We start from the raw sequence: 15,262 nt of genomic DNA on the forward strand, positions 1-15,262 counted from the left end.
GGATTCGGATCGGTGGGGCTGGTGTGGCCTGGTGTCGTGTGGCACGCGCACATCTGTCTCACGAGTCCGATTCCGGTGACGCCGCCGCCGGCGCCGGCCCACCCGTCACCCGATTCGGATCGGTGGAGCTGGTGTGGCCTGGTGTCGTGCGACACGCGCACTTCTGCCCCACGAGTCCGACCCCGGTGACGCCGCTGACCGCCCCGGCCCCGTCCGAACCACACGCGCCCCGGGCCACCCGCCCCGGCCTCAGCGCCGGAAGACGCGCAGCAGCTTCCGCATCCCGTGCTGCTCCGGAGGAAGGTCGTGCAGCAGGAGCGCGTCGATGTCCGCCGCGGTCGCGATGCGGGCGCGCTGGATCCGGCGACGCTCCCGCAGCGCGTGCGGCAGCAGGCGGATGGCCCCGCCGATTCCGCGCAGGGCATGCGCTCCCGAGCCGGTCGCGAAGGTCTTGCCGAGCATCATCGCGAAGAGCAGGGCGAACCTCGGCCAGATCACGTGACGGAGGCCGCGGGGCACGTCCTTCACGAGGAGGACGGGGAGGTTCTTGAACGTCTGCCGCACGGTGAAGCCGGGGATGCGTCCGCTCGTCGCGCCGATCCGATGATGGGCCACAGCCGCCGGCTCGTACACGATCTCGTGGCCCGCGAGCCGTGCGCGGAACCCGATGTCGATGTCCTCGAAGTACGCGAAGAACGTCTCGTCGAACCGACCGATCTCATCGAACAGCGCCGTGCGATAGAGCGACGCGCCGCCGCTCGCCGAGAACACGCGCCCCTTCTTGGGGGCGTCCGCGCGGCCATCCGATCGCCCGCGGGGGAACGGCATGCCCCAGACACTCAGGCCGTCGCCGGCCGTGTCGATCGTGCCCGCGGTCGCAGGGTCGTCGGAGCGCCGGACGAGCAGGCCGGTCGCGATCGCCGCGTCGGCGTCGGCCTCAAGCGCCGCGACGAGTGCCTCGAGCCAGCCGGGCTCGGGGAGCGCGTCGTTGTTCAGCAGCGCGACCGCGTCGTAGCCGTCGTGCTGCGCGAGGCGGATGCCGACGTTCACGCCGCCGGCGAACCCCAGGTTCTCGGGCTCCAGCCGGAGGCGGATGGCCCCGCTCGCGGCACGCGCGCGAAGACGCCGCACGTCGTCGGGAGAGGAGCCGTTGTCGACGACGAGCACGTCGGCCGGATGCGTCTGCGCCGCGAGGGCGTCGAGGCACTCCTCCGTGTCGTCGATGCCGTTCCAGTTCAGGACGACCACGAGAACCCGCATCACACCCTCGCCTTCCGCGCCGCGAGCACGTACCCCACCTGCACGAGGAGCACGACGACCTCGGCGGAGGCGAGGCCCGTCGCGCCGCCGACCGACCCCCACAGCGCCGACAGCACGAGCGTCAGCGGCACGCCGACGACTGCGCCCGCGACGACGCTCACGAAGATCGCGCGGGTGCGCCCGAGCGGCACGAGCACATGCCGCCCCAGGGATGTCGTGAGCGAGATGCAGAGGATCGCCGCGCCGAAGAGGATGGCGGTGGCCGCGTCCATCTCCTTCCCGCGGAAGAGGATGCCGGTCAGCCACGGACCGATGAGCGCGAAGGCCGCGAACCCGAGCACGCCGAGCACCGCGTGCAGGAGCAGGGCCTTGCGCGCGCGGGCGCCGAAGTGCGCGCGATCCTCCTCGACGACCCAGCCCTGCAGGGCGTTGCCCTGCGCGCCCACGACCGTCTGGCCCATCCGGAACAGCTTGTCGCCGGAGACGTAGGCGGCGGCCTGCGCGGTTGTCGTCCCGGCCGTGACGAGCGACACGGCGAGCGTCGTGTACGCGCCGCTCACCGTCTCCGTCGCCGCCGCCGCGAGGTGTCGACGGGCGAAGGCGAGCGATCCCCGCCAGTCGCCGCGCACGAGGGCGGCGGGCTTCATCACGGTCGCGGCATATGCGGCGACGCCTCCCGCGATCGCGAGCAGCAGGAGCGCCGGGTACCAGAGCACAGGGCCGCCGACGAGGATGATCGCGCCGCCCAGTGCGGTCGCGGCGGCCCGGGGGAGCAGTTCGAACAGGATGAGCGGCAGCGGCCGCCCGAGCCCGATGAGGAACCACGCCGACGACAGCCCGCCGAGCGTGATCGCGACCGCCATGGTCGCCGCGATCGGGGCGTCGGCACCGGGAGCAAGCACCGCTGCGATCACCGCCGCGACGAGCGCCCCGGGGAGGGCGACCGCGAGGCGAGCGCGCGTCCCGGTCGCGAAGAGCTCGGGGCGCTCGGCCTCGGGCGCGAGGCTCACGAGCGTGGGCCCGACGACATTGAGGCCGAGGCTCACGGCGAGCGCGAAGAACCCGCCGACGGACTGGCCGACGGCGACGGCGACCCACGGGCCCGCTCCCGCGTTGTACGCGAGGACCGGCAGGACGAGGAACGGGATGAGCGCCGACGCCGCCGGGATCGTCGAGAAGCTCAGGAGCCGTCGTGCGAGGGCCATCAGCGAGAGCCCGTCACAGCTTCTCCCAGAACGACGCCGAGCGCATCCGGAGCGACCGGGGCATGTCGATCGAGGCATCCGCCGCCGCGAGCGGGAACTGCGGCCGCACCTCGCGCGCCGCCGCGCGCCATCCGGCGATCCGCCCGGTGAGCGACTTCACGTCGCGGTACAGCACGATCCGGCGCAGGCACACGATCGCCTCGGTCGCGAGCGCGCGCGCCGCCCGACGCGTCCGGAGGATGCCCCACGCGCGCAGGAGGTAGCCGCGCCCGAAGCCCGCGAGGTACCGCTGCTTGGGCGAGCCCTCGCCGGCCGACGCGCCGCCGATGTGCATGCCGCCCGGCGTCTCGAGGCCGATCGCGTCCCATCCCGCGGCCCGCAGTCGGAACGCGAGGTCGAGCTCCTCGCCGTACATGAAGATGCCCTCGTCGAGCAGGCCGACCTCGCCGAGCGCGCGGCGACGATATGCCGCGGCGGCGCCATACGGTCCGAGCAGCGCGGGCCGCGTCGCCGACGCGCGGTCGACCGTCGCGCCGTGATAGCGGACGAAGCCCGCAGCCGTCGCGTCGGCCGTGATCCCCAGGGAGTCGACGCGGCCATCCGGGCGCAGGAGCAGGGGAGCCACGCTGCCGACCGTCGACGGCGCCGCCTCGAAGGCCGCCAGGACGTGCTCGACGAGCGTCGGCTCGGCGATGACGTCGCTGTTCACGAGGAGCACGTACGGCGCCTCGCCGTGCGCCATGCCGCGGTTGCATGTGTGCGCGAATCCGCGGTTGCGGCCGTTGCGCAGGAGCGTCACGCCCGGGAACGCGCGGGCGATCCGGTCGGCGGTGTCGTCGGGCGAGCGGTCGTCGACGACGATGACGTTCGCCGCGACCGTCTGCTCCTCGAGCGCGCGCAGACATGGCTCGACATGATCCCAGCCGCCGTACACGGGCACGACGACGTCGATGAGCGGGGTGTCGTGCGGCATGCGTCAATCCTACGGAGGCGGATGGCCGGCGCCGGGAGGCGGCATCCCCGGGCAATGCGCAGGGGGAGGAGCCGCGCGGGTGACAGGATTGACGCAGTCGACCAGCCCTCGGGGGAAGGACCAGCCGATGTTCGCTCGCCAGAGAGACAAGAAGAAGATCGCCATCATCGCGGCGAGCGCCGTCGGCGCGGTCGCCGTGCTGGGCGGAGGCACGGCGCTCGCGCTCAACCTCACGCAGCAGCCCGCGCCGGTCGCGTCGGAGACGCCGACCGCGACGCCGACGGCGACGAAGACGCCGACCCCCACCCCGACGCCGACCCCCACGCCGGAGCCCGTCGAGCTGCCGGTCTCGGTTCCCGTCGAGGGCGCGCTCAACGGATGGCAGGGCGCGGGCTCCGCGCAGATCGCCGACGTGTGGCCGCAGGCGGGCGATGCCGCGAGCGGCGAGACCTCCGCGTACATCGACGCCCCCGTCGTCGACGCGCCGGTCGCCGCCCTCAGCGCGACGGTCGCGGTCCAGGCGGGAACCACCTACGACTTCTCGGCTCAGGTGCGCCAGATGGCGACCCTGCCCGAGCCCGTCTCCGCGGCCATCCTCATCGGCGAGACGCGCATCGAGCTCGGCGAGATCGACGCGTCGTGGACCGAGGTCGAGGGCGAGTACACCGCGCCCGAGGGCGCCGGCGAGACAACCATCGCGATCCAGATCGAGGGGCCGGTGTCGGGTCTCGGCATCGACGACCTCTCGCTGACGCCCCAGGGCGGCGAGAACGTCGTGCCGAACCCGTCGTTCGAGGAGGTCACCTCCGACTGGGGCATCCTCAACAACGCCCTGATCCTCCGCGAGAAGAGCGCGGCGCTCGGCGTGAAGATGGGCGCCGGCGACGCGCGCTGGCAGGTGACCCGCGCCGACGGCTCGGTCGCGGCCGAGGGAACCGCCCCGCTGCGCGACGGCGTCTCGGCCATCCCGCTCGAGGGCGTCACGCAGGGCTACTACCGCGTCTCGGTCACCGACGCCTCGGGGCAGAGCGTCGCCACCCCCGTCGCCGTCGTCGACTTCGAGGGCGCCCGCATCGCGCCCGACGAGCGCATCGGCGCGATCACCCACGTCGACCAGTCGTGGTACGTCGACGCGGCAGACGTGCTGCAGTCGGTCGGCTTCGGCTCGGCGCGCAACGACGTGCTGTGGGAGCAGAACGAGCGCACACCCGGCGTCTACGAGTTCAGCGGCCACTACACGTCCGAGTTCGACAAGATGCACGCGCACGGCATCGGCCTGCTCGGCATCGTCAACTACGGCAACCCGCTCTACGACGGCGGCAACCCGCCGTCGTCGCCCGGCGCGGTCGAGGCGTACGGCAACTACGCTGCGGCGATCGCGCAGCGGTTCGACGTGGTCGGCCTCGAGGTGTTCAACGAGTTCAACCACGAGCGCTTCAACACGGGCGGCTGCGGCACCGCGCCGACCTGCTACTTCCCGCTCGTCCAGTCGGTGCAGGCGAAGGTCGACGACTCGATCCCCGTCATCGCGGGATCGACGGCCAACTACGACGCCGAGTGGTTCCGGCGCCTGTGGGCGGAGACCGACACGCTCGCGCACGCCGACGCGATGAGCTTCCACCCGTACAACCCGTCGTACTACCAGCAGCCCGAGAACCTGACCGGCGCGTTCGCCGACGCGCGCGAGAACATGCAGGCGGGCGCGGGCGGCGAGCTGCCGATCTGGCTCACCGAGTTCGGATGGACGACGGGCAACGAGCTCGGCCAGGCGCGCTCGCTCGAGGCGCAGGCGCAGAACCTCGTCGCGGCCGAGGCCGTGAGCCTCGCGAACGGCGTCGAGAAGTACTACTGGTACGACCTCATCGACGACAGCACCGACGGCAACAACCACGAGGGCAACTTCGGCATGTTCTACCAGGAGGCTGCGAGCGTCGCGACCGCGGCCCCGAAGCCCGCCGCCTTCGCCCAGGCGCTCTTCATCGACCAGCTGGGCGGGCGCGAGGCCACCGCGCGCGACGACATCGGGTCGGGCAACCACTCGTACCTCTTCGGCGAGGAGTCTGACGGCGTCCGCGTCGCGTGGACGCTCAACGGCCAGGCCAGCGCCGAGTACGAGGCGTCGGGCCCCATCACGATGACCGACATGTCGGGCGCTGTGACGACCCTCGAGCCCGAGAACGGCACCGTGACCGTGCCGCTGACGGGCAGCGCCGTCTTCCTGGCCGGCGACTTCTCGCCCGCCGACGAGCCCACGCCGACTCCGACGGCGTCGCCGACCGCGACGCCCGACCCCACGGAGACGCCCGCGCGCCCCGAGGACTGAGACGAGCGGATGGCCGGGGCCGCGCGCCCCGGCCATGTCGCGCACGCGACAACGAGGGAATCTTGCAGAAGGTTTCGTAGGGTTGGAGAATGCCCCACTCGCAGGACGACGCGCGCGACAAGCCCCTGAGTCGACGCGCCCGACGGCTCGCACGCCAGGCTGAGGCACCGCAGGAGCCCGGGTTCTACGCCACCGGGATCGATGCGGCCGCGACCGGCCGCATCGACGTGTTCGACCTCGAGCGGCAGGATGCGCCGGCTTCCGCGCAGGCGCCGAGCGGCGCCGACGCGGCGCCCGCGACGCAGGTGCTGCACACCCCGCGCGACGCGGGGGAGACGCCGACGACCCGCATGGGCGCGGTCGGCGGGGCCGCCGACGCGACGCCGACGCAGCGCTTCGACGCGCCGACCCAGCTTCTCGACGCGCCCCGCGGCGAGAGCGCGGCACCGCCATCCGCCCCGCCTCCCGGGAAGGGCGCGAAGGACAAGGGCGACGGCTCGCGCCGCCGCCGCATCCGCATCGGCGTGCTCATCGGCATCGCCGTCCTCGTGGTCGCGGGCCTGTGGCTGGGCGCGCGCGTGCTCATCGTCAAGAGCGAGCTCGAGGCCGCCCAGCGCGTGGTGAACCACGTGCAGGACGGCGGAACCCTCGAGGTGTCGGTGCCCATCCTCGGCGAGCACGCCGCCAACGCCGCGAGCGTCTCGGTCGACCCGGTGTGGCGCCTCGCCGAGTTCATCCCGTGGGCCGGCGACAACCTCCGCGGCGTGCGCCTCGCGGCCGAGGCGCTCGACGTCGTCAGCAACCGGATCGGCCAGCCCGCGCTCGAGGCCATGTCATCCGACAGCGGCGAGTCGATCATCGCGCGCGTGCTGCCGCTCCTCCAGGACTCGACCGACGACGTCGTGCGCATCGCGGAGGGCATCGCCGACGTCAAGGACGCGGGGACGCTCATCCCTCCCGTGCAGACCGGCGTGAACCTCGTCGACTCCGTGATGTCGGTCGCCGCGCCCGCGTTCGAGTACGGCCCCGAGCTGCTCGGCGCGAACGGCTCGCGCAACTACCTGCTCGTGTTCCAGAACAACGCGGAGTCGGTCGGCCTCGGCGGGTCCGCGGCGTCGCAGACCCTCATGAGCGCCGATGCGGGCAACCTGCAGATCGTGAACCAGGCCTCGAGCGCCGACTTCACCGAGTTCGTGCCGGTCGACGTCGACGTCGACCAGAGCGCGCTCGACCTCTACAACGAGTACCTCATCCACCACGTCAACACGTCGCCGAGCCGCCCGGACTTCCCGACGATGGCCGAGATCGTCACGAAGTTCTGGCAGCGCGACATCTCCGACGACCGCATCGACGGGGTCGCGTCGATCGACCCGATCGCGCTCGGCTACATCCTCGAGGCGACCGGGCCCATCCAGCTGACGACCGGCGACGTCATGACGAGCCAGAACGCCGCGCAGCTGCTGCTGAGCGACGTCTACAGCCGCTTCGACAGCGTCACCGATCCGGCCGCCGCCGACGAGTTCTTCGCGAGCGTCGCCGAGCAGGTCTTCACCAAGGTGTCGGCCGGCGACTTCGACATCCAGTCGATGCTGTGGGCCATCCGCCACGGGATCGAGGGCGGCAACATCCTCTTCCACAGCCAGAACGAGGATGTCCAGAAGCAGATCGCCGACGAGAAGGTCGCGGGCATCCTGCCGAAGGACAACGACGACCAGACGACCCTCGGCGTGTTCTTCCGCGACGAGTCGGCGTCGAAGATCGACTACTACATGAAGTCGAACATCGACGTCACCCAGACGTGCCAGGCCGACGCGTCGACCTTCGAGGTCCGGACGACGCTGCACCTCGACATCGACCAGGCGACGGCGGATGCGCTTCCGCAGTATGTGAAGAGCCAGACCGACGGGACGCGCTTCCACACGCAGGTCTACGTGTACGGCCCTCCCGGCACGACCGTCGAGTCGGTCGCGGTGGAGGGCGAGGAGGTCACGCTGCGGCGCGACGACGTCGTCGACCTCGGTCGTCCGGTCGCGTGGTTCACGACCGTGCTCGACCCGAGTGAGCTCGCGACGGTGACCGCGACGTTCTCGGGCGAGGGCGAGTTCGGCCCGCTCGCGCTGCGCTCGACCCCGATGGTGCAGGCGACGACGGGTGCGCTGACGGCATGCGGCTGATGGGCAGAAGCGCCCGTTCGAGCCGTTTCGCGCGCTCCTCGGCGTGTCTGGGAATAACCTGCGCGGTACACTGCCTCAGTCCATCTTTCGATCAGGACACGGGGGAACACGCGTGACCACGGAGATCACACGAAGCGGGCAGCGCGCCGCGGACGCCGAGTCCGCCGCCGCGACGACCGCCTCTGCTCTCACGACGAGCGCAGCGTTCCCCGCCCTCGTGCGCACCGCGAGCGGCAAGATCCCGGTCGTCGCCGCGTCGGCGCCGCCGAAGTTCAACTGGCGCAAGCGCTACGCGCGCTACCTGCGCCTGACCGACTTCATCGTCCTCACGCTCGTCGTGTTCGGCACGCAGTTCAGCTGGCTCGGCATGCACAAGCTCATCGAGATGCCGATCCCGGCATTACCGGGGCTCACGTCGTACACGATGCTCTCGGTCGTCGTCGTGCTGCTCTGGATGATGGTGCTCGCCCTCAACGACACGCGCTCCGATCGCGTGATCGGCGTCGGGACGGCCGAGTACAAGCGCATCTTCGACGCGAGCTTCATGCTCTTCGGCGTCATCGCCATCGCGGCCTTTCTCCTCAAGGTCGAGATCGCCCGCGGGTACCTGCTCATCGCCCTCCCGTCCGGGGTCGCCGCGCTCTTCATCGAGCGCTGGATCTGGCGACGCTGGCTCGCGCGGCAGCGGGCGAAGGGGGAGTACTCGGCCCGCGTCCTCCTCGTCGGCTCCGAGCGCTCGGTCGCGCACACGGCGCGCGAGCTCAAGCGCGCGAAGGGCGCCGGCTACCGGATCGTGGGCGCGTGCATCCCGACCGGGCGCATCGCGGGTCAGCTCACCGACACCGACATCCCCGTCATGGGCAGCGTCAACTCGGTCGAGCGCGCGATCGAGGTGACGGGTGCCGACACCGTCGTCATCACGAGCACTGACGAGCTCGGGCCGCAGCGCGTCAAGCAGGTCTCCTGGGCGCTCGAGGCCGGTCGCCAGCACCTCGTGCTCGCGCCGAGCATCACCGACATCGCGGGTCCGCGCATCCACATGCGCCCCGTGTCGGGCCTCCCGCTCATGCACGTGGAGACCCCGCGCTTCTCGCCGGGCCAGCGCTTCGTCAAGCGCATGATGGACCTCTTCGGCTCGCTCTTCATCGTCACGCTGCTGAGCCCCGTGCTCCTCGTGCTCGCGGCCATCGTGAAGGTCTCCTCGCCCGGCCCCGTCATCTACAAGCAGACCCGCATCGGGCGCCACGGGCGCGAGTTCCAGATGCTCAAGTTCCGCTCCATGGTCGTGGGTGCGGAGCACCTCCTCGACGACCTCATCGAGCAGCAGGACCTCGGCAACGAGGTGCAGTTCAAGATGAAGGACGACCCGCGCGTGACGAAGGTCGGCCGGGTCATGCGCAAGTTCAGCCTCGACGAACTGCCGCAGCTGTTCAACGTGCTCGGCGGATCCATGTCGCTCGTCGGCCCTCGCCCGCCCATCCAGCGCGAGGTCGACCAGTACGCCGACCATGTGCACCGCCGCTTCCTCGTCAAGCCCGGCATCACGGGCCTGTGGCAGGTCTCCGGGCGCTCGACGCTCTCGTGGGACGACAGTGTGCGTCTCGACCTCTCCTACGTGGAGAACTGGAGCGTCATGGGCGACATCGTGATCCTCCTCAAGACGGGCAAGGCCGCGCTCTTCCCGGGCGACACCGCCTCCTGACGCGCCGCGCATCGCGGCCTCCTGACGCGCCTCGCGTCACGGCCTCCTGACGCGCCGCGCGTCGTGGCCGGTCCGGTCGCGCCCCGGGCACCCCATGCACGAATTCACCCGGATGTCTAGCCGGTTGCGCTCCCCGGATGCCAGACTGATCGCGAAGCGCCCGGACCTGCGGGCGTCCAACGCCGAGGAGGGTGACATGGGTCTGGATGACCTCGTGAACAAGGGCAAGGATCTCTACGAGCAGAACAAGGACAAGGTCGACGAGGCGCTTCACAGCGACCAGGCCGAGCAGGTGAGCGACAACGTGCTCGGCGGCGTCGCCGACTTCGCGAAGAAGATCCTCCCGGACTCGGTCGACGGCAAGATCGACGAGGTCCGCGACAACATCGACGGCGCGATCGGCAACGACCGCTGACGCAGCCGTGAGCGCACGAGGGCCCCGCCGGACGGCGGGGCCCTCGTCTGCGTCCGGGGCGGTTCACCCGCTCGCCCCGTGCGTTCGGTAGGGTGCGGCACATGCTGCGCGGAGTCATCCCTCCTGTCGTCACGCCCCTCACGGCTGAGCGTGCTCTCGACGAGGCGAGCCTCGTCCGGGTCGTCGAGGACCAGATCGCGGCGGGCGCGGGCGGCGTCTTCGTCGGCGGGTCGACGGGGGAGATCGCCCTGCTCGACGACGAGACGCGCGTGCGGGCGGCGGAGGTCGCGGTCGAGGCGGCGGCCGGGCGCGTCCCCGTGCTCGCGGGCGTCATCGACACCGGCACGGCGCGGGTCGTGCGGCACGCGCAGCGGGCGGAGGCGGCGGGCGTCGACGCCGTGGTCGCAACGCCCCCGTTCTACGTCGCGCCGCACGCCGATGAGATCTCCCGCCACTACCGGCTGCTGGCGGAGGCCGTGTCGATCCCCGTGGTGGCATACGACATCCCGTCTGCGACGCACGTGCCGCTTCCGGCATCCGTCCTCGGCGAACTCGGTCGGGATGGCGTGATCGCGGGCTTCAAGGACTCCAGCGGCGACATCGCGGGCTTCCGGCGGGCGCTCGACGCCGTCGCCGGAACCGACGTCGCCGTCTTCACCGGCTCCGAGCTGTTCGCCGACCTGGCACTCGAACTCGGTGCGGCCGGCATCGTGCCCGGCCTCGGCAACGTCGATCCCGCCGGTTACGTCGCCATCGAGCGGGCCGTCGCCGCGGGCGACATCGCGACCGCCCGGCGCGAGCAGGAGCGGCTCATCCGGCTCTTCCGCATCACCGAGGTCGGCGACCGTGCGCGGCTGGGCTATACGGCCGCAGCGCTCGGGGCATTCAAGGCCGCTCTGTGGCTGCGCGGCGTGATCGCGACGCCCGCGACATCCGCCCCGCTCGGCGCGCTCGACGCCGCCGAGATCGACGAGATCCGCGCCGTCCTCGTGGCCGAGGGAGTGGCGATCACGCGCTGATCGCGCCCGGTTCGGGGGATTGCCAGGCATTTCGGAGGTTCCGGTTCGGGCGGTGTGACGCGCCCCTCCGCGATCCGCGTCAGCATGCGGATCTCTCGTTATCGATCCGTTACATTCCGTGATCGACGTGAGCGGGGCCATCCATGCGCCTCGGAGGGCATACCCAGAGACCGCCCAGACTCGCGGGTCAGGGTCTTCGTCCTGTGGCCGACGCCCGAACGGCGGCCGCACCGGTGCACCCGACACCGGCACCCTCACCGGCGAGACCGGCGCCCGCCCCGGCGCACCGCCGGCCCCCACGACACAGGACGTTGAATGCCCCGCGATCTCGAAGCGGGTGAGCCCCTGCTCGCCCCGTTCCCCCGACCGAACCACCTCTCGCTGCTCCGCAAGGAGAAGGAGCGACGCACGCGCCGCCGCTGGGCGATCGGCGCGACGCTCGCCCTCTGCGTGACCGCCGCGAGCGGAAGCGTCGCGGCAGCGGCCGCCGAGCTCCAGACCGGCGCCCGCACGGCCGCCGAGGTGACGGTCGCCCTCGTGCAGCCCGAGACGGTCGAGGCCGCGACGTCGGCGATCGAGGAGGCCGAGACAGCCATCGCCGACGCGCATCCGTCGGTCGACACGGCCGCGCTCGTCGAGCAGGTCGACACGCTTCGCGCGTACGACAAGCTCCCCGTCGTCACCGTCGAGGCCGCCATCGCGGACGCCGCTGCCGAGACCGAGCGCGTCGCCGACGAGACCGCTGCCGCCGAGGCCGCCGACGCGGAGGCCGCGAAGAAGGCCGCCGAGGAGAAGGCGGCCGCCGAGGCGGCGGAGGCCGCTGCCGCCGCCGAGGCCGCCGCAGCCGCCAACACGGTCGAGGGCGCGCAGGCCACGGCCCGCACCATGGCCGCCGAGCAGTACGGCTGGGGCGACGGCGAGTTCTCGTGCCTCGTCTCGCTCTGGAACAAGGAGTCGGGATGGTCGTACACCGCGACCAACCCCTCGAGCGGCGCCTACGGCATCCCGCAGTCGCTCCCCGGCGACAAGATGGCGACGGCCGGCGCCGACTGGCAGACCAACGCGTCGACGCAGATCGCCTGGGGCCTCGAGTACATCGCCGCCGCGTACGGCACCCCCTGCAGCGCCTGGGGGCACTCCCAGGCCACCGACTGGTACTGAGCCACGAACACGAGATCAGGACACCGCATGGCCGAGCAGCTTCTCACCCCCTTCCCCCGCCCGAACCACCTCGTGCTCCTCCGTCAGGAGAAGGAACGCCGTCGCCGTCGCCGCTGGGCGATCGGGTCGGCTCTCGCGCTGTGCCTCTCCGCCGCGGGCGGGAGCGTCGCCGCGGCCGCCGTCGAGCTGACGCCCGTGCCGCGCACGGCGCAGGAGGTCACGGCCGCTGCGACCGTCGACACCGCGGCGCGGACGGCGACCGAGGCCCTCGACGCCGCGCAGCAGGCGATCGACGAGGCGCACCCCTCGGTCGACACGGCGCAGCTCGAGAAGTACGTCGCGACGCTCGACGCCTCCGACAAGCTCCCCGTCGTGACGGTGCTCGCCGCGGCCGAGGACGCCGAGGCGGAGACCGACGAGGTCGTCGCCGAGACCGCTGCCGCCGAGAAGGCCGACGCCGAGCGCAAGGCCGCCGAGGAGAAGGCCGCGGCCGAGAAGGCCGCCGCGGAGAAGGCTGCCGCCGAGAAGGCGGCCGCAGAGCAGGCCGCGGCGGAGCAGCGCGCCGCGGAGGAGCAGGCCGCGGCGGAGCAGCAGGCGGCGGAGGAGCAGGCTCAGCAGGAGCAGGCTGCTCCCGCGCCTCAGCCCGCGCCCCAGGCGCCGGCGGTGCCGTCGGGCAGCGCGCAGGAGATCGCACGGCAGATGGCGGCCGACCAGTACGGCTGGGGCGACGGCGAGTTCGCGTGCCTCGTGTCCCTGTGGGACAAGGAGTCGGGATGGTCGTCGACCGCCCAGAACCCGTCGAGCGGCGCCTACGGCATCCCGCAGGCGCTCCCCGGCGACAAGATGGCGTCGTTCGGCGCGGACTGGGCGACGAACCCGGCCACCCAGATCGCGTGGGGTCTGAGCTACATCGCGGGCACCTACGGCACGCCGTGCGGTGCGTGGGGTCACTCCCAGTCCGTCGGCTGGTACTGAGCGGCACGAGGCTCGTTCGGCGGGCGGGGCTGGCGTGTGGGGCAGCCGCGCTTCGGTGAGCCGGGGCCGTCCGCCGCGCCGGGGCCGTCGCCGCGTTTCGCGGCCATCCGGTCTGGACTCGACGCGTTCCGGGGCAAGGCTCGACGAGCCTTGCCCCGGAGCGCGTCGAACGGACGCCGGTTCGTCGCGAATCGCGGCAAGGGGATGAGTATCCTCGAGGCAGGCCGGCCTACGGCAACGGAGCACGGGTCCGCCACCTTGCCCGTGTCTCACCTGGCGTGGGAATCGAAGGCCCATAGCCGCTGCGGGTGAGACATCCATCCGTCCGTGTCTCACTCGTCGCTGGAATGGTGCCCGGATGGCCGCCGAAACCGAGACATGCCCCGCAGTGCGTGAGACATCCATCCGTCCGTGTCTCACTCGTCGCTGGAATGGTGACCGGATGGCCGCCGAAAGTGAGACATGCCCCGCACCACGTCGGCGACCCACTCGTCCGTGTCTCACTCGTCGCTGGAATGGTGACCGGATGGTCGCCGGAAGCGAGACATGCCCGCAGCGGCCGTGCCACCACCCCCATCCGTGTCTCACTCGTCGCTGGAATGGCGAGTGGATGGCCGCCGAAAGTGAGACATGCAGGAGGGGGTGCGACAGCCCCGGCAGTCCGACGACGGGGCATCCGGAGGGGTGCGCGACGAACCTGAACGCCTGCCCGGGATCCCTTGCGGCACAACGGCCCGAGGCGCGACACGCCCGGGTTGCGACGACACCGTCGGGGATGGCAGAATAGACAGGTTCCACATTCCGGCGTGCGCTTCGGCGCGCCAGCCGGATCACTGCCAGGGCAGTGCATAGGCGGCGCCTCGAGCGCAGAGACCTAGGCCGCGGGCAGCAGAACACACACAACCCCACCTCCCCTCCCGGGGAGAAGTGCGGCTGCGGTCGTCTCCGGACGGCCGATTGACAGCAGAACAGTGGTGCAGCATGCGCCGTCCTCGGGCGGCCTCGATGTGCCGAAGGCGCGCCAGCGCCGCAGTGCGTCCAATGCCCGAGAGGTACGACGCGGAAAGAGAGACAGACAATGGCGGGACAGAAGATCCGCATTCGCCTGAAGTCGTATGACCACGAGGTCATCGACACGTCGGCGCGCAAGATCGTCGACACGGTGACCCGTGCCGGCGCTCAGGTCGTCGGCCCGGTGCCGCTCCCGACGGAGAAGAACGTCGTGTGCGTCATCCGATCGCCTCACAAGTACAAGGACAGCCGCGAGCACTTCGAGATGCGCACCCACAAGCGCCTCATCGACATCGTCGACCCGACCCCCAAGGCGGTCGACTCGCTCATGCGTCTGGACCTCCCTGCTGACGTCAACATCGAGATCAAGCTCTGAGGTTCGACATGGCTGACATCAACAACAAGGTTTCGAAGGGTCTGCTCGGCACCAAGCTCGGCATGACCCAGGTCTGGAACGAGAACGGCAAGCTCATCCCCGTCACGGTGATCGAGCTCGCTCCGAACGTGGTCACGCAGATCCGCTCGGTCGAGAAGGATGGCTACAACGCCGTCCAGATCGGCTACGGGCAGGTCGACCCCCGCAAGGTGAACAAGCCCCTCACGGCCCACTTCGAGGCCGCCGGCGTGACGCCCCGTCGTCACCTCACCGAGATCCGCACCGCGGACGCCGCCGACTACACCCTGGGCCAGGAGCTCACGGTGGACGGCGTGTTCGAGGCCGGCCAGCTGGTCGACGTCGTCGGCACCAGCAAGGGCAAGGGCACCGCGGGTGTCATGAAGCGCCACAACTTCAAGGGCGTCTCGGCTTCGCACGGTGCGCACCGCAACCACCGCAAGCCCGGTTCGATCGGCGCGTCGTCGACCCCGAGCCGCGTCTTCAAGGGCATGCGCATGGCCGGCCGCATGGGCGGCGAGCGCGTGACCGTCCTCAACCTCACGGTTCACGCCGTCGACGCCGAGAAGGGTCTGCTGCTCGTCAAGGGCGCCGTCCCCGGTGCGCGCGGCCGGATCGTCTTCGTCCGCAACGCTGTGAAGGGAGCCTGA

12 protein-coding genes are annotated in these 15,262 nt (G+C 71.4%); 9 read left to right on the forward strand and 3 right to left on the reverse strand.

Annotated elements, in window-relative coordinates:
* Positions 1 to 249: 249 nt before the first annotated feature.
* From ACOWU6_RS03285 to ACOWU6_RS03295, 3 genes are read right to left on the reverse strand one after another with little or no spacing between them, the layout of a single operon-like run.
* The gene (locus tag ACOWU6_RS03285; protein WP_421074733.1) at positions 250 to 1,260 is read right to left on the reverse strand and encodes a glycosyltransferase family 2 protein; all 1,011 of its coding nucleotides are present in this window, start codon (positions 1,258 to 1,260) and stop codon (positions 250 to 252) included.
* The gene (locus ACOWU6_RS03290; RefSeq protein WP_421074714.1) at positions 1,260 to 2,465 is read right to left on the reverse strand and encodes a lipopolysaccharide biosynthesis protein; all 1,206 of its coding nucleotides are present in this window, start codon (positions 2,463 to 2,465) and stop codon (positions 1,260 to 1,262) included. The genes ACOWU6_RS03285 and ACOWU6_RS03290 overlap by 1 nt, the downstream gene beginning before the upstream one ends.
* Positions 2,466 to 2,478: 13 nt before the next feature.
* Positions 2,479 to 3,438, reverse strand: coding sequence for a glycosyltransferase family 2 protein (locus ACOWU6_RS03295; protein ID WP_421074715.1), 960 nt, complete (start codon positions 3,436 to 3,438; stop codon positions 2,479 to 2,481).
* Positions 3,439 to 3,565: 127 nt separating this feature from the next.
* On the opposite strand from ACOWU6_RS03295, the gene ACOWU6_RS03300 reads away from it, so the two are divergent.
* The 9 genes from ACOWU6_RS03300 (at position 3,566) to rplC (ending at position 15,262) form a co-directional block, all read left to right on the forward strand.
* Positions 3,566 to 5,761 carry a carbohydrate binding domain-containing protein gene (locus tag ACOWU6_RS03300; RefSeq protein ID WP_421074716.1) on the forward strand — a complete coding sequence of 732 codons (2,196 nt, stop codon included), beginning with the start codon at positions 3,566 to 3,568 and terminating at the stop codon, positions 5,759 to 5,761.
* Positions 5,762 to 5,850: 89 nt separating this feature from the next.
* Positions 5,851 to 7,935 carry a DUF4012 domain-containing protein gene (locus ACOWU6_RS03305; protein ID WP_421074717.1) on the forward strand — a complete coding sequence of 695 codons (2,085 nt, stop codon included), beginning with the start codon at positions 5,851 to 5,853 and terminating at the stop codon, positions 7,933 to 7,935.
* A 112-nt stretch (positions 7,936 to 8,047) separates the two neighbouring features.
* Complete coding sequence (locus ACOWU6_RS03310; protein WP_309299959.1) at positions 8,048 to 9,637, forward strand: sugar transferase; 1,590 nt, start codon at positions 8,048 to 8,050, stop codon at positions 9,635 to 9,637.
* A 196-nt stretch (positions 9,638 to 9,833) separates the two neighbouring features.
* Positions 9,834 to 10,052, forward strand: coding sequence for a hypothetical protein (locus ACOWU6_RS03315; RefSeq protein ID WP_271172391.1), 219 nt, complete (start codon positions 9,834 to 9,836; stop codon positions 10,050 to 10,052).
* Positions 10,053 to 10,153: 101 nt separating this feature from the next.
* Positions 10,154 to 11,071, forward strand: a complete 918-nt coding sequence (locus ACOWU6_RS03320) for a dihydrodipicolinate synthase family protein (protein WP_421074718.1) — start codon at positions 10,154 to 10,156, stop codon at positions 11,069 to 11,071.
* 315 nt (positions 11,072 to 11,386) lie between these two features.
* Positions 11,387 to 12,232, forward strand: a complete 846-nt coding sequence (locus tag ACOWU6_RS03325; RefSeq protein ID WP_421074719.1) for a phospholipase — start codon at positions 11,387 to 11,389, stop codon at positions 12,230 to 12,232.
* A 27-nt stretch (positions 12,233 to 12,259) separates the two neighbouring features.
* Positions 12,260 to 13,207: a lytic transglycosylase domain-containing protein gene (locus ACOWU6_RS03330; RefSeq protein ID WP_421074720.1), complete on the forward strand. Its 948-nt coding sequence runs from the start codon at positions 12,260 to 12,262 to the stop codon at positions 13,205 to 13,207.
* Between the two features lie 1,078 nt (positions 13,208 to 14,285).
* Positions 14,286 to 14,594, forward strand: a complete 309-nt coding sequence (gene rpsJ / locus ACOWU6_RS03335) for a 30S ribosomal protein S10 (RefSeq protein ID WP_098409068.1) — start codon at positions 14,286 to 14,288, stop codon at positions 14,592 to 14,594.
* Between the two features lie 8 nt (positions 14,595 to 14,602).
* Entirely contained in the window at positions 14,603 to 15,262 is a 660-nt protein-coding gene (gene rplC, locus ACOWU6_RS03340; protein WP_271172387.1) for a 50S ribosomal protein L3, read from the forward strand.

It is taken from the genome of Microbacterium sp. SA156 (assembly GCF_049065455.1).
Taxonomy (GTDB): domain Bacteria; phylum Actinomycetota; class Actinomycetes; order Actinomycetales; family Microbacteriaceae; genus Microbacterium; species Microbacterium barkeri.